This window comes from Nocardia sp. NPDC003183 (assembly GCF_053590715.1).
In genome coordinates this window covers 188,369-212,216 of record NZ_JBSFTG010000010.1, presented here as the reverse complement: position 1 = coordinate 212,216, position 23,848 = coordinate 188,369, and the positions used below count along the sequence as shown (strand labels likewise).

Annotated in this window: 5 protein-coding genes (1 of these 5 only partly in view); 2 read left to right on the top strand and 3 right to left on the bottom strand. The window is 69.7% G+C overall.

Features of this window, described 5'->3' with window-relative positions:
- Position 1: 1 nt before the first annotated feature.
- Positions 2–1,150, top strand: coding sequence for a sensor histidine kinase (locus tag ACWDXS_RS25670; protein WP_449969367.1), 1,149 nt, complete (start codon positions 2–4; stop codon positions 1,148–1,150).
- The gene (locus ACWDXS_RS25665; protein ID WP_449969364.1) at positions 1,147–1,782 is read left to right on the top strand and encodes a response regulator; all 636 of its coding nucleotides are present in this window, start codon (positions 1,147–1,149) and stop codon (positions 1,780–1,782) included. Before ACWDXS_RS25670 ends, ACWDXS_RS25665 begins: the two co-directional genes overlap by 4 nt.
- Positions 1,783–1,799: 17 nt before the next feature.
- On the opposite strand, the gene ACWDXS_RS25660 is transcribed toward ACWDXS_RS25665, so the two are convergent.
- The 3 genes from ACWDXS_RS25660 to ACWDXS_RS25650 all read right to left on the bottom strand — a co-directional run.
- Positions 1,800–2,972, bottom strand: a complete 1,173-nt coding sequence (locus ACWDXS_RS25660; protein WP_379313128.1) for an ATP-grasp domain-containing protein — start codon at positions 2,970–2,972, stop codon at positions 1,800–1,802.
- Between the two features lie 21 nt (positions 2,973–2,993).
- Complete coding sequence (locus tag ACWDXS_RS25655) at positions 2,994–3,161, bottom strand: hypothetical protein (protein ID WP_378990843.1); 168 nt, start codon at positions 3,159–3,161, stop codon at positions 2,994–2,996.
- A gap of 100 nt (positions 3,162–3,261) precedes the next feature.
- A protein-coding gene (locus tag ACWDXS_RS25650; protein WP_449969359.1) for a non-ribosomal peptide synthase/polyketide synthase crosses the window boundary here: on the bottom strand, positions 3,262–23,848 show its 3' portion. 23,414 nt of this gene lie beyond the right edge of the window; 20,587 of the gene's 44,001 nt are visible here — the last part of the coding sequence; its start codon lies off the right edge, out of view — the gene reads right to left on this strand; the stop codon is at positions 3,262–3,264.

Below are 23,848 nucleotides of genomic sequence, written 5' to 3'. Positions count from 1 at the left end.
AATGGAGGAGAGGCCGACCCGGATGCGGATTCTGCGCCGGTGGTACGCCGGATGCTGGGTGCTGTTCGGCCTCGGCCCGCCCGTGATCGCCGTGCACGATCGCACCGATATGACGAAGTACTCGACGTGGATCCTGATCACGGCGCTGGCCGCGAGTTATCTGGCGCTGACGACCTTTCCGCGTCACCGCGTCGTCGGCACCACCGGCTTTCTGTGCCTGCTGGTCGCCGTCCTCGGCATGACAGCGATCTTGCTCGAGGGCGGTGCGGCCTTCTTCATCGTCTCCATTCCGCTGTTCTGGATCTACACTCCGACACCGCGCCGCGCGGTCGGTTACCTCAGCGCGGCGGCGGTAGCCACCCTCATCGGGAATCTCACCGGACCGATCTTCTCCCCCGGCAATGCCACCTTCACCCTGCTCGGATACGCGGGCGGCGTCCTGCTCGGGCTGTGGATGGACCAGGTGATCAGGCAGGGCGCGGAACGTACTCGCGCCCTCGGCGCCGAGCTGGAACGCACCCAATCGGATCTGGCCGCCGCCCACCAGCGGCAGGGCGCGGCCGAGGAACGCGAACGGATCGCCCGCGAAATCCACGACACGCTCGCCCAGGGCTTCGCTTCCATCGTCGTGCTGGCCGAGGCGGCCCGCGACGGCATCGGCACCGATCCGGCGGCCACCGCCAAACAGCTGTTGTCGATCGAGCGCACCGCCCGCGAGAATCTCACCGAGGCAAGGGTGCTGGTCGGCGGAACTCCCGCGGACAGCACCGGGATCGCCCAGACGCTGCGCCGGGTCCTCGATAGCTTCGTCGAAGACACCGGGCTGACCGTGCACGCCGAACTGGCGGACATCGTCTGCGACCAACCCACCAGAATCGGCCTGCTGCGCTGCACGCAGGAGTCACTGGCCAACGTGAGCAAGCACGCGAAGGCGAGCACTGTGAGCGTGGTTCTCTCCCACACCGATGCCGGACCGGAACTCGAGATCACCGATGACGGAATCGGTTTCGCACCGCACGAGGCTCGCGGATTCGGCCTGAACGGGATGCGTAACCGGCTGGCCGAACTCGGTGGCGAATTCGCCGTCACCAGCTCGCCCGGCGAGGGCACCAGGATCTTCGCCCTTCTCCCCGCGACCGGACCGACGTGACCGAGCCCCTGCGCCTGATCCTCGCCGACGATCACCTCGTGATGCGGGCGGGTCTCGTCGCGCTGTTACAGGCCGAACCGTCCATCCGGATCGTCGGCGAGGCGGCCGACGGCGCGGAAGCCATCGATCTCGCCGAACGGCTGTGCCCCGATGTTGCGCTGCTCGATCTACGAATGCCGGTTCTGGACGGCGTCGCCGCGACCCGCGACATCGTGCGCCGCACCGGAACCCGCGTCCTGATCCTCACCACCTACGACACCGATGCCGAGATCGAACGCGCCATCGAAGCGGGCGCCATCGGCTACCTCCTCAAGGACACCACCCGCGATCAACTCGTCGACGCCATCCACGCCGCCGCCCGCGGCCAGACCGTCCTGGCGCCCCGGGTCGCCGAACGCCTGGTCGCCCGCATCCGCCGCCCCGAGCCGGTCACCCTGACACCGCGAGAAATCGACGTCCTGCGCGCGGTCGCCGACGGCCTGTCCAACCCCGAGATCGGCCGGCGCCTCGTCATCGCCGAAGCCACCGTCAAAACCCATCTCCTGCGCGTCTTCGCCAAACTCGACGTCAACGACCGCACCCACGCGGTCATCGTCGCGATGAAGCAGGGCCTGTTCACCACCGGCGAGTGACCGACTCCGGCAGCCGATCAACCGGGTACCAGGTCCGCGCTCCTGCGCACGGCACCGGGGAACTGACCGTCCGATTGCGGCGCGACCTCCATCACCGCTTCCGCCACGGCGAGGCAGGCACCGAGCCGCGGCAGTCGGCGCAATCCCGAATCCCCTTGCAGCAGGAGCCGAACCGCGGCCCATGGCAGGTTCACATCAGCGAACGAGGTGTGGAACAGGCCCGCCGAGGGGCGTGGATTCGCCTCGAGCAGCACCGGTTCGCCACCGCGATAACGCAATTGAACATTCGTCAGATAGGCCAATTCGAAATGCCGTACGAGCCGGCGCGCGATGTCGACCAGCGCGGGATCGTCGAGCAGGATGCGGAAACGCCCCTGCTTGGCCCGCGGAATACCCATCAGCAGTTCGCCTCCCGACGCGGAGAGGCAGTCGATGCTGATCTCCGGTCCTTCGAGGAACGGCATCACGAGCAGCGGCGGCACCGCTTCGCCCTCTTCCGCCGCCCGCCGCATCGCCCCCGCGACCGCCTCGACCGAGGCCACCGGCCGGGGCGCGACCCGCAGGTTCGCCATGGTCAGCGGGCGGTCGTCGAGGATGCGGAAGCCGAACGCCGAGTACTCACCGCTGGGCTTGATACACAGCGTCTCCCCGGTGAGCGAAAGCTCGTCGACAGCCGCGTAGAACTCATCGACGTCGGCCGCCTCGCGCCACGGCGGTACGGGAATCCCCGCGGCACCGGCTATCTCGTAGGTGAGAACCTTGCTGGTCAGCGCCGTCACCGCGGACAGCGGCGAACACATCAGACTGGTACCGACCGCGGCGAAGTCCGCCGCGCGGCCCGCCAGTGCGTCGAGCCGTCGCGGCGGAATGAGCACGTCGATGCGATGCGTCCGACAGAAATCGAGCGCGAACTGCGCATACTCCTCGTTGCTGACATACCGAGGTTCGATCGCCGACACATCACACGCCGAGAGAGCTGCCGCACTCGGATCCACATTGCTGGCGAAAACAGTGACCTCGACCCCATCAGGGTTCTCCCGTAGCAACCGCATGACCTGAACGCTGGCCGCACCCGCACTGCTCAGCCAAATCCGAAGCGTTATGGCAACCGCTCCCTTCCTTTTTCCCGAAGCGAACCCGGACCTTATCCCGGTTCTGCTTCGAGCACATTTCGGAAAGAAGGACCCCACGTCACATCGGGGGGAACTACATCACAGGCCGTACTTGCGGACGAATTCCTCGGTGAGGTCGATCGCCGGGAGTCCGAGATCGGTGGCTTGGGTGTTGGCCGGGGTTTCCTCGATCCACTCCGCGGGAGCGGGCGGAAGCTGTCGCCACTGCGCTCGTGGATCGGTCTGGTCGTCGTGCTGATCGGTCATAGGCCCTCCCCTTGTTCCTGCACCCAGGATAGGGCCGACGAGGGCACCTGCGCCACAACTACTCGCCTACCGAGCGCTCCGGTAGGCGAGTAGCGGCGGACTATTCGGCGACGATCACCGTCACTTCACCCTCGGCCGCATCGGTCGGATCGCCTGCCACGACGAACCAGTGGGTGACCTCGCCCTCGGCCAGGTCGTCTTCGACCGAGGCGTCGGGCAGGACCGACAGGGCGCCCGCGGTGGACGAGGCCAGGAATTCCTGGACCGCGGCCGGGCCGGAGGCGTGGGTGGTGTAGGTGGTGCCTTCGTAGTCGATGGCGTGTTCATCGCGCAGGCGCTCGGCGAGGGCCACCGCGTCGGACTGGGCCAGGGCCGTGGTGTTCTCGCCCGAGACCAGCACGAAGGCCGGGTGGTCCTCGGCCAGGGGGCGGACGCGGTCGGCGTAGGAGACGGGATGGGCCGCGGCCGCGGCGATCTCGTCCTCGACGTCGGCCAGGATCAGCCACTGACCCGCCACCCCGGCGACCGGCGACGCGCTGATCCCGAAAAGAGCTCCCGCGGCGGCGATCTCGACGCCGGAGAGTTCGCCCGCGAACAGCACCGCGGCACCCGCCTTCTGGACCGCCCAGGCGGCCAGAACCGAATCCACGCTGCGCGGCAGCGAGATCGCGACCACGTCGCCGGGACCCGCACCGCGCGCGATGAGCACCCGGGCCAGCTGGGAGGACTTGCGATCCAGTGCGCTGTAGGCGATTTCGCTGTCACCGCGCAGCAACGCCGGAGCCTGCGGATCGGCTTCGACGACCTCGGCGAGGATCTTGGCCACCGTCTGCGCGCCGACACCGGAAACAACCGGAGCCGAAACAGCGGCTGTCACACCGGAATCGGCGAGCAGCTGAGCGCGTTCGCTCGCATCGAGGATGTCGATGTCGCCGACCAGACCGGACGGGTTGTCGAGCAGCTCGTCGAGCACCCGCAGCAGGCGCTGCGACAGCGTGCGGACCTCGTCGGCGGTGAAGGTACTGGTCAGGTACTTCATCGTGATCTCGATGGTCGACTCGGCCATCACCACCAGGGTGAGCGGGTAGTGGGTCGCGTCGTCGAGGCCCACACCGGTGACCTGCATGCCGTCGATCGAGCTCGCCGCGGTGACGGCGTCCTTGTCCATCGGGTAGGACTCGAACACCACCAGCGTGTCGAACTGCGAGCCCATGCCCGCCACCCGCTGGATGTCGGACAGACCGACGAAGTGGTGGCTGAGCAGCTCGGCTTGCTCGGACTGCACTCGCTGGGTCAGCTTCTCCGCGGTCATCCGGTCGTCGATCTGGATGCGCACGGGCAGGGTGTTGATGAACAGGCCGACCATCGACTCGACGCCGGGCAGTTCCGCCGGGCGACCCGAGACGGTCGCGCCGAACACCACGTCGTCGCGGCCGGTGAGGCGACCGACGACGATGCCCCACGCGGTCTGCAGCATCGTGTTCACGGTGACCCCGAGCTCGCCGGCGAACTTGCCGAGCGCCCTGGTGCGGTCGTTGTCGATCTCGACGATGACCTTGCCGAGCTCGTAGCGTTCCTCGGTGCGCGGCGCGGGCGCGAGCTGGGTGGGACCTTCGACCCCGGCCAGCGCGTCGGCCCACACCTGCAGCGACACTTCGCGATCCCAGCCCGAGAGCCAGGACAGGAAGTTGCGGTAGGACGCCACGCGCGGGAGCGCGGTGAGGTCACCGTGCACCGCGTAGAGCACGAGCAGGTCGCGCATGAGCAACGGCATGGACCAGCCGTCGACCAGGATGTGGTGCACGGTGATCGCCAGGTGCGAGTGCTCCTCGTCGATCTTGTAGAGACCGAAGCGGATCAGCGGCGCGGTGGCCATGTCGAACTGGTTCGCCTGGTCGGCTTGCAGCAGTTGGCGCATGCGCGGCATCCGCTCGTCTTCGGGCAGGTCGGTGAGGTCGACCTCACGCCACGGCACCTCGAGCTCGGAGAGCACCACCTGCACCGGCTGACCGGCCGAATCGGTGACGAACGCGGTCCGCAGGTTCGGGTACCGGTCGAGCACGGCCTGGGCCGCGCCGCGCAGTCGCTCGGTGTCGAGGGTGCCGGTCAGGTCGAGGACGGCCTGCACGGTGTAGACGTCGACGGTCGCCGAGCTGAGCATGGCGTGGAACATCAGGCCCGCCTGCAGCGGCGAGAGCGGCCACACCTCCGACAGCGCCGGGTAGTCGCGCTCCCACAGCTCGAGATCGGACTGGCCGACCCGGACCAGGGACATGTCGGACGGGGTGAAGCCACCCGCGTCGACCCGCTGGGCGTGCGTGGCGAGCGCGGTGAGCGCGGCCACGAACAGATCAGCGAACTCCTGTGCCTGGTCGGCGGTGAGCAGACCCTTCGGGAAGGCGATGTTCGCGCCGAGCTGCGGGCCCTCGTCGCCGTCGTTGACGATGGCGTTGATATCGAGGGTCGCGTTGGCGGGCATGTCGAGGTCCATCTCGGCGTCGAGTTGGCCCAGATCCGCCACCGGCACCCAGCCGAGTTCGGCGAGTTCGGCCGGGATCTCACCGGCGGTCGCGCGACCGAGGTAGTTGAAGCTGATCTGGCCCACGCTCGGCAGGTCGGCACCGTCGAGGTACTTCAGCATGCCGAAGCCGATGCCCTTGTCCGGCACCGCGAGCATCTGCTCCTTGACCGACTTGATGACGTCACCGAGCGCGGCGCCACCGGCGAACGCGTCGTCGAGGTCGGCACCGCCCAGGTCCAGCCGGACCGGGAACGCGGTGGTGAACCAGCCGACGGTGCGCGACAGATCCGCACCGGCCACGATCTCTTCCTGGCGGCCGTGGCCTTCCAGCTTGATCAGCGCCGCGGTGCCGGATTCGTCTCCACGCCAACGGGATACGGCCAGCGCGAGTGCGGTGAGCAGACCGTCGTTGACGCCGCCGTGGTAGAGGCCCGGGATCGCGGTGAGGACCGCGTCGGTGACCTCGGGCGAGAGCGTGACCTGTACCCGGTCGACGGTGGCGAAGGTGTCGACCTGTGGGTCGAAGGCCCGCGCGCCGAGCTGCGGATCGACGGTGGCCGACACCTCGCGCCAGAACGGCAGTTCCGCGCGACGATCGGTCGACTGCTCGACCAGGCTGTGCGCCCAGCGACGCATCGAGGTGCCGTTGACCGGCAGCGTCACCTGCTGGCCCGCCGCGATCTGTCCCCAGGCCATGCCGAGATCCGGGATCAGGATGCGCCAGGAGACGCCGTCGATCACGAAGTGGTGGCCGACGATGAGCAGGGCGTCGCGCCGGCGCGGACCTTCGGCGGGCTCACCGAAGGCGAACCAGACAAACTGCACCATGGCGGCGCTCGCGGGGTCGAGACGGCCCATGGCCTCGTCGTATTCGACGCTGGCCAGCTTGGACAGCTGATCGTCGGCGATGTCACCGGCGACCTCGACCCGGCGCACGAGCGTGGTCACGTCGACCTCGCCCGGTGCCAGAGCCTCGAAGATCCACCCGTTCGCGGCGTCCTTCGCCACTCGCGAGCGCAGCACATCGTGGTGGTCGAAGACCGCGCCGATCGTGGCGTGCAGGACATCGGCGGTGATGTTGTCGGGCAGACGCAGCACCATCGACTGGGAGAACCGGTCGTAGGTGGAACCGCTCGCCAGAATCTGGCGCATGATCGGCAGCATCGGGATATCGCCGACACCGCCGCCCGGCAGTTCCTCGAGCACGATCTGTTCGGCGTCGCCCGCGAGCACGGCGATCTCGGCAAGCCCTGCCACGCTGCGCTTGTCGAACACATCACGCGGCTTGAACAGCACGCCGCGATCCTTGGCCCGCGAGACCAGCTGGATGGACAGGATCGAGTCGCCGCCGAGGGCGAAGAACGAATCGTCCAGGCCCACGGCGTCCACGCCGAGCACTTCGGCGAAGACGGTGGCGATGATCGCCTCGATTTCGCTGGTCGGCGAGCGGAACTCGCGCGGAGCGAGGACCGGCTCCGGCAGTGCGCGCCGGTCGAGTTTGCCCGCGGGGGTCAGCGGGATCTCGTCGAGGACCATCACGGCGGCGGGCACCATGTGCGCGGGCAGGTGCTGCGCCGCGTACTCGACCAGGGCGGCCGGATCCACGTTGCCGCGGACGTAGGACACCAGGATGGTGGCGCCCGCGTCGGTCTTGCGGCCGATGGTGGCGGCGAACTCGACGTCGTCGTGCGCGGTGAGGACCGCGTCGATCTCGCCCAGTTCGATGCGGAAACCGCGAATCTTCACCTGGAAGTCGTTGCGGCCCACGTATTCCACGACCGGCTTGCCGTGCACCGTGCGCCAGGCGACGACGTCACCGGTGCGGTAGAGGCGCTCGCCTGCCACGTACGGGCTGGCCACGAAACGTTCGGCGGTGAGGCCGTGGCGCGCGTGGTAGCCGCGCGCCAGCGGGACACCGCCGAGGTACAGCTCACCGGCCACGCCCTCGGGGACCGGGCGCAGGCGGCTGTCGAGCACGTACACGGTCGCGCCCGCGATCGGGCCACCGATGTTCATGGTGTCGGCCGGCAGCAGCGGATCGGACAGGTTGGTGGCGATGGTCGCCTCGGTGGGACCGTAGGCGTTGTAGAACCGGTGCAGCGCCGGGTCGGTACCCGCGCTGTGCCAGTTCGCGACCAGGTCGACGGGAGCCTTGTCGCCACCGACGATCAGCGCTTCGAGCCCGGCCAGTGCCGCGGGTTCCATCGACGCCGCGACCAGCGGGGTGAGGAACACATGGGTCAGCTGCTCGCCGGCGATGATGTCGGCCAGCTCCTCGCCGCCGACCACACCGACCGGTGTGATCACGAGGGTGCCCGCCGAGCCGACGGCCAGGAGGAACTCGAGGATCGACGCGTCGAACGACGGTGACGCGAACGCCAGGGTCCGCGCGTTCTTGTCGAGACCGAACTGCGCGACCTGGGCGGCGGCGAAGTTGGGCACACCGGCATGGGTGACGACGACGCCCTTGGGCAGACCCGTCGAACCCGAGGTGTAGATCATGTAAGCCGTGTTGCCGGGGCGGACTTCACCACGGCGATCGGCCTCGGTGATCGGGGCGTCGGACTGTGCGGCGACCTCGGCCTCGGTGGCCGCGTCGTCGAGGGTCAGCCAGTCGCCCAGCACGGGCGTCGGCAGGTGGTCGGCCTCGGCGGACACCGTGATGCCCAGTGCCGCACCGGAGTCCGACATCATGTGCGCGATGCGCTCGGCCGGGTACTTCGGGTCGACCGGGAGGAACGCCGCGCCGGTCTTGCTGACGGCCCAGATGGCCAGGGTCGTGTCGAGCGAACGCTGCATGGCGATGGCGACGACGGTCTCCGGTGCCGCACCGCGCTCGATGAGCACCCGCGCCAGGCGCGAAGACGCCGCGTCGAGCTCGGCGTAGGTCAGCGAGGCCGACTCGCCCGGCGCCACGATGGCCTGACCGGTCGGGTTGGTCGCCACGGCCTGGGCCAGCAGCTCCGGCAGGGTGCTCACCGCGGCGGCGGGACCGCCTGTGCGGGTGAGCAGTTCGGTGCGCTCCGCGCTGTCGAGGAGTTCGAGGTCACCGACCGGGGTGGTGGTGTCGGCGACGACCTCGGCGAGCAGTCGCTGGAACCGCTGCGCGAACTTCTCCACGGTCGACTGGTCGAACAGCGCACTGGCGTAGGAGAACTCGGCGTAGGCGCCCGCGTCATCACCAGCTGCGGCTTCCCGCACGGTGAGCAGCAGGTCGAACTTGGCGGTGTCGACGTCGAAGTCGACGGCCGAGACCGACAGGCCGGGCAGCTCGAAGCCGGCGTCGGGCAGGTTCTCGAACGACAGCGCCACCTGGAACAGCGGGTGCCGCGCGGTGGAGCGCTCGGGGTTGAGCAGTTCCACCAGGCGTTCGAACGGGATGTCGGCGTGGGCGAAGGCGGCCAGGTCGGCTTCCTTGGCCTGGGTCAGCAGCTCCGCGAAGGTGAGCTGTCCGCCGACCTGCGTGCGCAGGGCGAGGGTGTTGACGAACATGCCGATCACGTCGTCGAGTTCGGCTTCGCCGCGGCCGGCGATCGGGGTGCCGATGACGATGTCCTCGGTGCCCGACATGCGTGCCAGGAATACCGCCAGCGCGGTGTGCACGACCATGAACAGCGTCGCGTTCTGCTCGCGAGCGATGGCGGACAGTCCGGCGTGGATGTCGCCGCCGATCGGGAACAGCACCCGGCCACCGGCGAAGGACTGCGTGCTCGGACGCGGGCGATCCAGGGGCAGGTTCAGCTCGTCGGGAACACCGGCGAGCGCGCGCTTCCAGTAGCCGGCCTGCTGGGCGATGAGGCTGGTCTCGTCGGTCTCGGCGCCGAGCACCTCGCGCTGCCAGACGCTGAAGTCGGCGTACTGCACCGGCATCGGCGCCCAGCCCGGTGCTTCACCCGTGGCACGGGCGGCGTAGGCGATCATCACGTCGCGGGTCAGCGGGCCCATGGACCAACCGTCGGCGCTGATGTGGTGGGCCACGAAGACGAGGACGAATTCCTCGTCGGCGACCTGCATGAGCTTCGCACGCAACGGAACTTCGTCGATCACGTCGAAACCGGTGGTGATCAGCTCGGCGATCTTGTCGCGAACCTGTTCGGGAGCAACGGTTTCCGGCGTCAGATCCGGGACGTTGCCTTCTACCGGCAGGATCACCTGGTGCGGCGTGCCGTCGGTCGACGGGTACACCGTGCGCAGGGTCTCGTGCCGTGCGAGCACATCGGCGACGGCCAATTGCAGCGCCGCCACGTCCAGCGCGCCCGACAGGCGAACGGCGACGGGGATGTTGTTCACCGAAGAGGCAGTGTCGAACTGGTTCAGGAACCACATGCGCTGCTGCGCGAGCGACAGCGGCACCTGATCCGGGCGCGGACCGGCGACCAGCGCGCGACGCCCACCGGCACCCGCACCCTGCTCGACCTTCACCGCGAGCCCGGCCACCGTCGACGCCTCGAACAGCAGGCGCACGGGCACCCGGCTGTCCAGGGCGGCGCCGAGGCGGGCCGCGACCTGGGTGGCCAGCAGCGAGTTGCCGCCGAGGGCGAAGAAGTCGTCGTCGGCACCGACGCGTTCGGCGCCGAGAACATCGGCGAACACGCCGGCCACGATCTCCTCGATCGGGGTCGACGGCGCGCGGAAGGTCTGCGCCTCGAACTCCGGCTCCGGCAGCGCCTTGCGGTCGAGCTTGCCGTTGACATTCAGCGGCAGCGCGTCCAGCACCACGAACGCGGCGGGCACCATGTACGACGGCAGCCCGGCGGCCAGCGTCGACTTGACCTGTGCCACCTCGATATCCGAGCCGACCAGGTAGGCGACCAGACGGTCACCGGTGCGCGGATCGGACTTGGCGATCACCGCGGTCTGGGCGATCTCGGGCAGCGCGAGCAGCGCGGCCTCGATCTCGCCGAGCTCGATCCGGAAGCCGCGGATCTTCACCTGGAAGTCGGTGCGGCCGCGGTAGTCGAGTTCGCGGTTGTGCCAGGCCACCAGGTCACCGGTGCGGTACATGCGAGTGCCCGGGGTGAACGGGTTGGCCACGAAGCGATCGGCGGTCAGATCGGCGCGACCGTAGTAGCCGCGAGCCAACTGCGCGCCCGCCAGGTACAGCTCACCGGCGACCCCGTCGGGCACCGGGCGCAGACGCTCGTCGAGCACGTAGACCTGACTGTTCCACTCGGGCGAACCGATGGAGACCGACACCTGGTCGGCGGCGTTCACCCGGTGCGAGGTGATCGAGACGGCGGCCTCGGTCGGGCCGTACAGGTTGAACAGCTCGGTACGGCTGAACTCGGCGCGGAAGCGCTGGGCCAGCGAACCCGGCAGCGCCTCACCGATGGCCAGGACCCGCCACAGCGAATCGGGCATTCCCGCGGTGATGAGCGCGTCGAGCATCGACGGCACCACGTGCAGGGTGGTGACCCATTCGCGCGACATCAGCTCGTTGAGGTAAGCCGGGTCGCGATGGCCGTCGGCCGAGGCGATCACCAGGCGGCCACCGCAGACCGCGGCCGACCAGAACTCCCAGACCGAGAGGTCGAAGGTGGCGGCGGTCTTGAGCAGCACCGCGTCGGCGGCGTCCATGCCGAACTCGATCAGCTTCCACTGCAGCTGGTTGGCGATGGATCGGTGAGGAACGGCGACACCCTTCGGGCGGCCGGTGGAACCGGACGTGAAGATCACGTACGCGGTGTTCTCCGGACGCAACGGCTCGGTGCGCTCGGCATCGGAAATCGGTGCGGCGCCGATCGATTCCAGGTCGAGCTCGTCGATCCGCACGACCGGTGCGACATCAGTGGCGAACTCGGCGTTGGTCAGCACGCAGACCGGTGCCGCCGTCTCGAGGATGTAGCCGGTGCGCTCGGCCGCCTGATCGGGGTCGACCGGCACGTACGCGCCACCGGACTTGGCCACCGCGTACATCGCGACAACCAGGTCCACCGAGCGGCGCATCGCCAGCGCGACACGGGACTCCGGGCCCACGCCGAGCGAGATCAGGTGCCGCGCGAGGCGGTTCACCTTCGCGTCGAGTTCGGCGTAGGTGAGCTGGGCACCGTCGTCGGTGACCAGGGCGGTCGACTTCGGGTCGGCGGCCACGGAAGCGTCGAGCAGCGAGACCAGGGTGGCCTCGGTGTCGACCGAGTAGGCGGTGGCGTTGCGGGCATCGAGGATCTGGGTGCGTTCGGCCGGGGCCAGCAGCTCGATATCGCCGACCGCGGTACGCGGGGTGGCGACGATCGCGCCGAGCAGCCGGACGAAACGCTCCACGAAACCTTCGACCGTGGCGTGGTCGAACAGGTCGGTGGCGTAGGTGAACAGACCCGAGATGCCCTCGGGCTCACCGGCATCGCCGTAGCGGTCGGTGGCGATCAGGTGCAGATCGAACTGCGACAGCTCGGTGGCGATGTCGAGGCCCGAGACCGTCAGGCCCGGCAGTTCCAGGATGGCGCGGCTGAGGTTCTGGAACGACAGACCCACCTGGAACAGCGGATGACGCGCGGTGGAGCGCACCGGGTTGAGCACCTCGACCAGGCGCTCGAACGGCACGTCGGCGTTGGCGAACGCCGCGATGTCGTCTTCACGCTGGCGGGCGAGCAGTTCGGTGAACGCCTCGCCGCCGTCGACCTTGGTGCGGAACACCAGGGTGTTGACGAACATGCCGATCATGTCGTCGAGCGCGGCTTCGCCACGGCCGGCCATCGGGGTACCGATGGCGATGTCGTCGGTGCCGGACAGGCGGGCGAGCAGCACCGCGAGGGCGGTGTGCACGACCATGAACAGCGTCGCGCCCTCGGCACGAGCCAGCTCGACCAGCGCGCGGTGGGTGTCGGCGTCGATCTGGACGTCGACCTTGCTGCCGGCGAAGGTCTGCACCGCGGGGCGCGGACGGTCGGCGGGCAGGTCGAGCTGATCGGGGAGGTCCGCGAGGGCCTGCTTCCAGTGCGCGACCTGCTTGGACGCCATCGAGTCGGCGTCGTCCTCGCTGCCGAGGAGATCACGCTGCCAGATGCTGTAGTCCGCGTACTGCACTGCCAGCGGTGCCCAGCCGGGCTCGGAACCCATGGAGCGGGCCGCGTAGGCGGTCATCAGGTCGCGGGTCAGTGGGGCGACCGAGGACCCGTCGCCGGAGATGTGGTGCACGACCAGGGCGAGCACGAAGTCGTCGGTGTTCTCGACGCGGAACAGCGCCACCTTGAGCGGGACCTCGACGGTGACGTCGAACATCGTCGACATCAGTTCCGCCACAGCCGATTCCACCTGGTCGGCGGCCACGGTGCGTTCGATCAGTTCCGGCGCGGCCTGCGCGGGCGACAGGATCACCTGTGCCGCACCGGCTTCGGTCTGTGGGTAGATCGTGCGCAGGATCTCGTGGCGGGTCACCAGGTCGGTGACCGCCGCACGCAGCGCGTTCACGTCGAGGTCGCCGGTGAGGCGGACCGCGACGGGCACGTTGTACGCGGCCGACTGGGTGTCGAACCGGTTGAGGAACCACATCCGCTGCTGCGCGAGCGAGAGCGGGATGTGCTCGGGGCGCGGACCCGCGGTCAGCGCCTTGCGATCGCCGGTCTCGGCGTGCTGCTCGACCCGCTGGGCCAGCGCGGCCACCGTCGACGCCTCGAACAGCAGGCGCACGGGAATGCGGGTATCGAGTGCCGCGCCGAGGCGGGCGGCGACCTGCGTCGCCAGCAGCGAGTTACCGCCCCAGGCGAAGAAGTCGTCATCGAGACCGAACCGCTTGTCGGCGTCGAGACGAAGGACCTCGGCGAAGGTAGCCGCGACGAGCTGTTCACTCGGGCTCACCGGCGCGCGGAATACGGCCTTCTCGACCTCGGGCTCCGGCAGAGCCTTGCGGTCGAGCTTGCCGTTGGCGTTCAGCGGCAGCGCGTCGAGCTGCAGGAACACGGTCGGAACCATGTACGACGGCAGTTCGGCGGCCAGCGCGGCACGGAGGGCCAGCTTGTCGAGCTCAGCGCGGTCAGCCGAGCGAGCCGGGACGCTCTCGGTCGCGGCGTCAGCGGTCGCCGAGTTCACAGCGCTGGTTGCCGCGGCCTTGTCGGCGGCGGTTCCGGCGACGACGTAGGCGACCAGGCGATCGCCTACGACGGGATCCGTGTGCGCGAGAACCGCCGCGGAGGTGATGCCGGGCTGACGCAGCAGCGCGGCCTCGATCTCGCCGAGTTCGATGCGGAAGCCGCGGATCTTCACCTGGAAGTCGGTGCGGCCCCGGTAGTCCAACTCGCCGTTGGCATTCCAGGCCACCAGGTCACCGGTGCGGTACATGCGCTCGCCGGTCACCGCGAACGGGTCCGCGACGAATCGGTCGGCGGTCAGATCGGCGCGACCGTAGTAGCCGCGGGCCAGCTGGGCGCCGGCCAGGTACAACTCACCGGAGACACCGACCGGAACGGGACGCAGGCGCGAATCCAGCACGTACACACGGCTGTTCCACTCCGGCGCGCCGATCGACACCGAGACCGTGTCCGCGTCGGTCACCGCGTGGCTGGTGATCGAGACCGCGGCCTCGGTCGGGCCGTACAGGTTGAACAGCGCGGCGGTGTTGGCCGTGCGGAAACGCTGGGCGGTCGCGGCGGGCAGCGCCTCACCGATGGCGAGGACGCGGCGCAACGTTCGCGGCAGTGCGGCACCGGATTCGGTGAGCAGCGCGTCGAGCATCGACGGCACCACATGCAGCGTGGTGACGCCGGTGCCCCGCATCAGGTCGTTGAGGTAGGCCGGGTCGCGGTGGCCGTCAGCGGTGGCGACCACCAGACGGGCACCCGCGACAGCGGCGGTCCAGAACTCCCAGACCGAGAGGTCGAAGGTGGCGGCCGTCTTGAGCAGCACCGCGTCGTCGGCGCCGATGCCGAATTCGGCCGTCTCCCACAGCAACTGGTTGACGATCGCGCCGTGCGAGACCGCCACACCCTTGGGCTTGCCGGTCGAGCCGGAGGTGAAGATGACGTACGCGGTGTTCGCGGGGACCAGGGTGCGCCCGGTGATCGCGGCATCGCTGACATCGCTCAGGTCGAGGTCATCGAGGACCACGACTTCGGCTGCCGCCGTGCTGAATTCGGCGTTCGCCGTCGTCAGCACGACAGCCGGTGCGGCCGTCTCCAGGATGTAGTCGGTGCGCTCGGCAGGCTGATCCGGGTCGATCGGCACATACGCCGCGCCCGTGCGGGCCACCGCGTACATCGCGATGATCAGCTCGGCGGAACGGCGGATGGCAAGAGCCACCCGGTCTTCGGTGCCGATGCCGCGCGAGATCAGGTGCCGCGCGAGACGGTTGACCTCGGCGCCCAGCTCGGCGTAGGTCAGCTCGCGGCGTCCTGCGACGATCCGACCGACTGCGGCGGTGCCACTACCGGATTCGGCGCCGGCGGCCACCGCTTCGGATTCCGGCTCGTCCACGACCAGCGCGATGGCCTCGGGAGTGGCCGCCACTGTCGCATCGAGCAGCGATACCAGGGTGGCGTCGGTGTCGACAGCGTGCGCGGTGTCGTTCCACGCGGTGACGATCCGCTCGGATTCCGGCGTGGTGAGCAGGTCGATGTCGCCGACCGGGATGGTGGCGTCGGCGGCGACCGCGTCGAGCACCAGCAGGAAGCGGTCGGCGAAGCTCTGGACCGTCGACTCGTCGAACAGGTCGATGGCGTAACCGAATTCGGTGACCAGCTGGGCCGGTGCGCCGTCGTCGGTGTAGCGGTCGTAGAGGGTGACGTGCAGGTCGGTCTTGGCCAGCTGCGAGTCGTAGTCGACGGCGCTGACGGTCAGGCCGGGCAGTTCGAAGGTGGTGTCGGCCAGGTTCTGGAACGACAGGCCCACCTGGAACAGCGGGTTGCGGGCGGTGGAGCGGACCGGGTTGAGCACCTCGACGAGACGCTCGAACGGCACGTCGGCGTTGGCGAAGGCTTCCAGGTCGCGGTTGCGCACGTCGGCGAGCAGTTCGGCGAAGGAGGCGCCGGGGTCGACGGCGGTGCGGAACACCAGGGTGTTGACGAACATGCCGATCAGGTCGTCGAGCTCACGCTCGCCACGGCCCGCGATCGGGGTGCCGACGGCGATGTCGTCGGTGCCGGACAGGCGGGCCAGCAGCACCGCGAGGGCGGCGTGCACGACCATGAACAGCGAGGCGTTGTTCGCCCGTGCCAGTTCGTGCAGGGCCGCGTGCCGCTCCGGGTCGATCTCGAAGCGGATGGCCTGGCCCTGGAACGACTGCGCGGGCGGGCGCGGCCGGTCGGCGGGCAGTTCGAGCTGGTCGGGCAGCCCGGCGAGCGCTTCGCTCCAGTAGGCGACCTGCTTGGCCGCGAGGGATTCGGGATCGGTCTCGTCGCCGAGGACTTCGCGCTGCCACAGCGCGTAGTCGGCGTACTGCACGGGCAGCGGCGCCCACTGCGGCGCCTCACCCTGCACGCGGGCCACGTAAGCGGCCATGATGTCGCGCGCCAGCGGGCCCATCGAGGAACCGTCGGCGGAGACGTGGTGCACGGTGAACGCGAGCACGTGGTCGGTGGCGTTCAGTTCGAACAGCGCGACCTTGAGCGGCACCTCCTGGGTGACGTCGAAGGTGGTCATCGCGAATTCGATGACGCTACCGAGCAATTCGGCCTCGGTGACCGCGATGTGGTGCACCACGGCGCGGCTCTGCGAGACGGGCAGGATCACCTGGTGCGGGCCGTCCGGCGAGCCCGGGTAGGTGGTGCGCAGCATTTCGTGGCGGGCGAACACGTCGCCGATGGCCTGCTCGAGCGCGGGCACGTCGAGTTCACCGGTGAGGCGGACGGCCAGGGGGATGTTGTCCACCGCGGAGGTGGACGTGTCGAACTGGTTGAGGAACCAGTAGCGCTGCTGGGCGGGCGAGAGCGGGATGACGGCGGGCCGCTCCCCCGCGGTCAGGCGCGGACGGGTGCGGCCGGAGCCCGCGTTGTGCTCGGCGCGGGCGGCCAGCGCGGAGACCGTCGAAGCCTCGAACAGGTCGCGCACCGAGAGCTGGGTGTCCAGGGCGGCGCCGATGCGGGCGGTGACCTGGGTGGCCAACAGCGAGTTGCCGCCGAGTTCGAAGAAGTCGTCGTCGGCGCCGACGCGGGTCACGCCGAGCACGTCGCCGAAGGTGCCCGCCACGATCTCTTCGATCGGGGTGGACGCCGCGCGGAACACCTTGGCCTCGAACACCGGCGCGGGCAGTGCTTTGCGGTCGAGCTTGCCGGAGGCGTTGAGCGGGAAGGCATCCAGGATCACGAAGGCGGTGGGGACCATGTACGCCGGCAGCGCGCCACCGAGTTCGGTGCGCACGGCGTCGAGGTCGATGCCGGCACCGGCCGCCGGGATCAGGTAGCCGACCAGCTGGTCGCCGAGGCGCTCGTCGGAGCGGACCACGACCACGGACTGGGCGATCGAGGGCAGCGCGGTGAGCGCGGACTCGATCTCGCCGAGTTCGATGCGCAGACCACGCAGCTTCACCTGGAAGTCGGTGCGGCCCAGGTATTCCAGCTCGCCGTCCGCGGTCCAGGCGACGAGGTCGCCGGTGCGGTACATGCGGGCGCCGTCCTCGCCGAACGGATCAGCGACGAAGCGGTCGGCGGTGAGGTCGGGACGGTTGACGTAACCGCGCGCCAGCTGGACACCGGCCAGGTAGAGCTCGCCGGGGACGCCGACGGGCGCGGGGTGCAGACGCGAATCCAGCACGTACACCTGGGTGTTGAAGACCGGCGCACCGATCGGCACCGAGGTGGTGTCGGCATCGGTGACCTGGTGGAAGGTCACGTCGACGGCGGCTTCGGTGGGGCCGTACAGGTTGTGCAGGGCCGCGCCGGTGAGGGCGCGCATCCGCTGGGCGGTCGGCGCGGGCAGCGCCTCACCCGAGGCGAACACCAGTCGCAGGCTGCTCGAGACCTCGGCACCGTCGGCGAGCGCCACGGCGGCGGATTCGGCCAGTTCGGCGACGAAGACCGACATCATCGACGGCACGAAGTGCGCGGTGGTGACGCCTTCGGTGGCGATGATCTCGGCGAGGTAGGCCGGATCGCGGTGACCATCGGGCTTCGCGACAACGAGTCGCGCGCCGATCTGCAAGGGCCAGAAGAACTCCCACACCGACACGTCGAACGTCGCCGGAGTCTTCTGCAAGACCACATCGGCCTCGGTCAGACCGTAGGCCTCCTGCATCCACACCAAACGGTTGACGATCGCACCGTGGCTGACCGCCACACCCTTCGGACGACCCGTCGAACCCGACGTGAAGATCACGTACGCCGTGTTCGCCGGACGCAGCGGCGCGATCCGCTCGGCATCGGTGACCGGCGCATCCGAGTAACCCGAGAGATCCAGGCCTTCGATGTTCAGCGCGGTGGTCGAGCCGGCGTCGAATTCGTCCCGGACAGTGGTCAGTACGCACACCGGCGCCGCGGTCTCGAGCACGTAGTGGGTGCGCTCGGCTGGGTGATCCGGGTCCAGCGGCACGTAGGCGCCACCGGCCACGCTCACCGCGTACATGCCGATCACCAGGTCGAGCGAGCGGCGCATGCCGAGCGCGACCATGGTGTCCGGGCCGACGCCCTGGGCGATGAGGTGGCGGGCCAGGCGGTTCACCTGCGCGGTGAACTCGCGGTAGGACAGACTCGTCCCCTCGAACGTCACGGCGGTCGCGCGCGGGCTGGCCGCGGCCTGTGCCTCGAACATCGACACCAGCGTGGCGGCCTGGTCGACCGGATGCTCGGTGGCGTTCCAGTCGGTGACCACCTGACGGTATTCGGCCGGGGCCAGCAGCTCGACCTCGCCGATCGCGCGGGCGGGCTTGGCCACGACCGCGGTCAGCATCCGCACCAGGCGCTGCGCGAGGACCGCGATGGTGTCGGCGTCGAACATGTCGGTGGCGTAGGCGAATTCGGCGGTCATGCCGTCGGCGGAACCGTCGGCACGGTGACGATCGGCCAGGTTCAGGTGCAGATCGAACTTGGCGGTCACCACGTCGAGGGGCACGCCCGCGACCTCGAGGCCGGGCAGTTCGAAGGACGCCTCACCGGTGTTCTGGAACGACAGCATCACCTGGAACAGCGGGTGACGTGCCTGCGAACGGGCCGGGTTGAGGATCTCCACGAGCCGCTCGAACGGCAGGTCGGCGTGGCCGAAGGCTGCGAGGTCGTTCTCCCTGGTCTGCGCGAGCAGCTCGGTGAACGGCTGGGCCGGGTCGACCGCGCTGCGCAGGACCAGGGTGTTGACGAACATGCCGATGGCATCGTCGAGCACCGCTTCACCACGACCGGCGACGGCGGTACCGATGGCGATGTCGTCGCTGCCGGACAGGCGAGCCAGCAGTGCGGCGAACGCGGCGTGCACGACCATGAACAGGCTGGCGCCGTGTTCGCGGGCCAGCGCGTTGAGTCCGGCGGACAGGGCGGGGTCGATCGAGAACTCGTGCACCCCACCGCGGTTGGACGCGACGGCGGGACGGGCCCGGTCGGCGGGCAGGTCGAGCTGGTCGGGCAGCCCGGCCAGGTTCTGCGACCAGTAGGCCACCTGCTGCGCGATCATCGACGCCGAATCGGCTTCGGAGCCGAGGGTTTCGCGCTGCCACAGGGCGAAGTCGGCGTACTGCACGGGCAGCGGGGTCCAGCCGGGCGCCTCACCGCGCGAGCGGGCGGCGTAGGCGATCATCACGTCGCGGGCCAGCGGGCGCACGGACCAGCCGTCGCCGGAGATGTGGTGCACGACGAAGACCAGCACGTGGGTGTCGGGGTGCGAGCCGTCCATCGAGCCCGCGATGCGCAGCAGTTCGGCGCGCACCGGGACCTCGGCGGTCACATCGAATCCGGCGAGCACGAGTTCGCTGATGCGATCGCGGATCTCGTCCTCGCCGACGGTGATCGGGTGCAGCGAGATCGGCATCTGCCCGGCGGGCAGCACGACCTGCACGCCCTGGCCGTCGGCGGTCTCCGGGTAGACGGTGCGCAGCACCTCGTGCCGGTCGACCACGTCGGCGACGGCCTGGCGCAGGGCGTCGATGTCGAGGTCGCCGGTCAGACGGACCGCGAGGGGGATGTTGTTGACGCCGGTCGCGCTGTCGAAGCGGTTGAGGAACCACATGCGCTGCTGGGCGAGCGAGAGCGGGATCTGGTCCGGGCGCGCACCGGCGACGAGCTCGCGGCGACTGCCGCTGCCCGCGTGGACCTCGACCTTGGTGGCCAGCGCGGCCACCGAGGGCGCCTCGAAAAGGGCGCGCACGGGGACGCGCGTGTCGAGGGCGGCACCGAGGCGGGCGACCACCTGGGTGGCGATGAGCGAGTTGCCGCCCAGGTCGAAGAAGTCGTCGTCGAGGCCGACCGCGCGGTCACCGGACAGGCCGAGCACCTCGGCGAAGGTGGCGGCGACGATCTCCTCGATCGGCGTGCGCGGCGCACGGAACTCGCGCGCCTCGAACACCGGCTCGGGCAGGGCACGACGGTCGAGCTTGCCGTTGGCGCTCAGCGGCATCTCGTCGATCACGACGAACGCGGCCGGCACCATGTAGGACGGCAGTTGTGCCGCGAGCTGCGCGCGCAGAACGTCGATATCGGCGGTCTCGCCCACGGCGGGGACGACATAGCCGACGAGCTGGTCACCGATGCGAGCGTCCGAACGCACGACCACCACGGCCTGCGTCACGGTGTTGTGCGCGGTGAGCGCGGCTTCGATCTCGCCGAGCTCGATCCGCAGACCACGCAGCTTCACCTGGAAGTCGGTGCGGCCGAGATAGGTGATGACGCCGTTCTCGTCGCGGCGGACGAGGTCACCGGTGCGGTACATCCGTTCGCCGCCGGTTCCGAACGGGTCGGCGACAAAGCGATCGGCGGTGAGGTCCGGTCGGCCGAAGTAGCCGCGGGCCAGCTGGGCACCGGCCAGGTACAGCTCACCGGCGACACCGGCGGCCACGGGGTGCAGGCGCGAATCCAGGACGTAGGCCTGCGAGTTCCAGACCGGCGCACCGATCGGGACAGCGCCGTCGACCTGGTCGGCGACCGGGCCGTGCGTCGCGTGGACGGTGAACTCGGTGGGGCCGTACAGGTTGAACAGCGCCGCGTCGCTCACCTTGCGGAATGCGACGACCGTGTCGGCGGTGAATGCCTCACCGGCGATCAGCAGGGCGCGCAGCGAGGACAGAGCTCCGCCCTCGACCGCGGCCTGATCGATGCTGCCCGCGAACACGGTGAGCATCGACGGCACGAACGAGGTCATCGTGACCCGTTGCGCGGCAATGACATCTGCGAGGTACTGCGGGTCGCGGTGACCATCGGGGCTCGCCACGACGATCCGGCCGCCGGTGCTCAGCGGGCCGAACAGCTCCCACACCGACACGTCGAAGGTGGCGGGCGTCTTGAACAGCACCACATCGCCGGCGCCGATGCCGTATTCGCCGGTGATCCAGCGGATCTGGTTCACCACCGCCGAGTGCGGCACGGCCACACCCTTGGGGCGGCCGGTCGAGCCGGAGGTGAAGATGACGTAGGCCGGGTGCTGCGGGAGCAGCGGCGCGATCCGATCCGCATCGGTGACCGGAGTCTCCGGGTACGCCGAGAGATCGAGCGCGTCGATGACCAGTGTCGGTGCGGCATCCTCGAAGCCGTCGCGAGTCGTCGTGAGAACCACCACCGGTGCGGCGGTCTCGAGCACGTACGCGATGCGGTCGGCGGGCTGGTCCAGGTCCAGCGGCACGTAGCCACCGCCCGCTTCCTGCACCGCGTAGGCGGCGACGACCAGGTCGATGCTGCGGCGCAGGCCGAGGGCGACCAGGGACTCCGGGCCGACGCCGGCCTCGATCAGGCGATGCGCCAGACGGTGCACCCGGGAAGCGAATTCGGCGTAGGTCAAGGTTTCGCCGGTGGCGGGGTCGACCATCGCGACCGCGCCGGGCGTGGCCGCGGCCTGGCGGGCGAACTCGTCCACCAGCGTGCCCGCCTCGGACAGCTCGCGGGCGGTGTCGTTCCAACCGTGCACGGCCAGCGCGGTTTCCGCCGAGTCGAGCAGCGCGAGATCGCCGACGGCGCGGTTCGGCGCCGCCGCGATGCCGGCCAGCAGGCGGGCGAAGCGGGCACCGAAGCGGTCCATCGTCGCCGCGTCGAACAGGTCGGTGGCGTAGATCAGCTCGGCGACGATGCCCGATGCCTCACCCGGCTTCTCGGTGAGCACGACCTGCAGGTCGAACTTGGCCACGTCGATCGGCAGATCGACGCCGCTCACGGTGAGGCCGGGCAGTTCCAGGCTGGTCTGGCCGGTGTTCTGGAAGGCCAGCATGACCTGGAACAGCGGGTGGCGGGCCTGCGAGCGGGCCGGGTTGATGATCTCGACGAGGCGTTCGAACGGCAGATCGGCGTGGCCGAAGGCGGCGATGTCGCTCGCGCGGACCGCACCGAGCAGGTCGGCGAAGCTCGCGTCGCTGTCGATCTCGGTGCGCAACACCAGGGTGTTGACGAACATGCCGATCAGGTCGTCGAGCGCGCGCTCACCACGGCCCGCGATGGGGGTGCCGATGGCGATGTCGTGCTCGCCGGACAGGCGCGAGAGCAGCAGCGCCAGCGCCGCGTGCGAGACCATGAACAGCGTCGCGCCGCGGGTGCGGGCCAGCTCGGTCAGGGCCGCATGGGTTTTCGCGTCGATCTCGAAGGTGCGGGTGGCGCCGCGGCCGCTGGCGACCGCGGGGCGCGGCCGGTCGGCGGGCAGGTCGAGCTGCTCGGGCAGGCCGTCCAGGGTCGAACGCCAGTACGAGATCTGCTGGGCGATCACCGATTTCGCGTCGTCCTCGTCACCGAGCACGGCGCGCTGCCACAGCGCGAAGTCGGCGTACTGGACTTCCAGCGGACGCCAGGCCGGTTCGGCGCCTTCGACGCGGGCGCTGTAGGCGGTCATCACGTCGCGGGTCAGCGGGCCCATGGAGAAGCCGTCGGCCGAGATGTGGTGCACGACAAGGGCGAGCACGTGTTCGGTGGGGCTCACCTCGAACAGGGCCGCGCGGAACGGCACCTCGGAGGTGACGTCGAACGCGGTGCGTACCAGCTCCGAAAGCCGTTGCGGCAGTTCGGCGGCGGTGGTCTCGATCGGCGCGAGGTCGGGGATGACCTTGCCGGTCGGCACGATCACCTGGTAGCCGGCGCCGGACACCTCCGGGTAGTAGCTGCGCAGCGATTCGTGGCGGGCGAGCACGTCGGCCACGGCCACCTGCAGCGCCTGGCGGTCGAGCAGGCCCGACAGCCGGACGGCGGCGGGGATGTTGTCCACCGCGGACTCGGGGTCGAAGCGGTTGAGGAACCACATGCGCTGCTGGGCCAGCGACAGCGGCACCCGCTCGGGGCGCTGCTGCGGCACCAGCGGCGCGCGGCGTTCGGCACCGGAGTGCGTCTCGGCCCGCGCGGCCAGCCCGGCGACGGTGGAGGACTCGAACAGTTCGCGCACGCCGATATCGGTGTCCAGCGCGGCCGACAGGCGGGCGGCGACCTGGGTCGCGGTCAGCGAGTTACCGCCGAGCGCGAAGAAGTCGTCGTCCAGGCCGACCCGATCCACGCCGAGCACACCGGCGAAGGTGGCGGCGACGATTTCCTCGACCGGGGTGGTCGGGGCGCGGAACACCGCGGCCTCGAACACCGGCGCGGGCAGCGCCTTGCGGTCGAGCTTGCCGGAGGCGTTGAGCGGGAACTCGTCGAGCACGACGATGACCGAGGGCACCATGTAGGCGGGCAGGTTGCCGCCCAGTTCCTCACGTGCGTCCTCGATGTCGACGGTGCGGCCGGTCGCGGGGATGACATAGGCGACCAACTGGTCGCCGGTGTGCTGATCACCGCGGACGACGACCACCGACTGAGCGACCTCGTCGAGGCCGGTCAGCGCGGACTCGATCTCGCCGAGCTCGATGCGCAGGCCACGCAGCTTCACCTGGAAGTCGGTGCGGCCCAGGTACTCCAGCTCGCCCTGTTCGGTCCAGGCGACGAGGTCGCCGGTGCGGTACATGCGCTCGCCGTCGTCGCCGAACGGGTCGGCGACGAAGCGATCGGCGGTCAGGTCCGGGCGGGCGACGTAGCCGCGCGCCAGCTGCACACCGGCGAGGTAGAGCTCACCCGCGACACCGACCGGGACGGGGCGCAGACGCGCGTCGAGGACGTAGACCTGGGTGTTGAAGACCGGGGCACCGATCGGCACCGTGTCCACG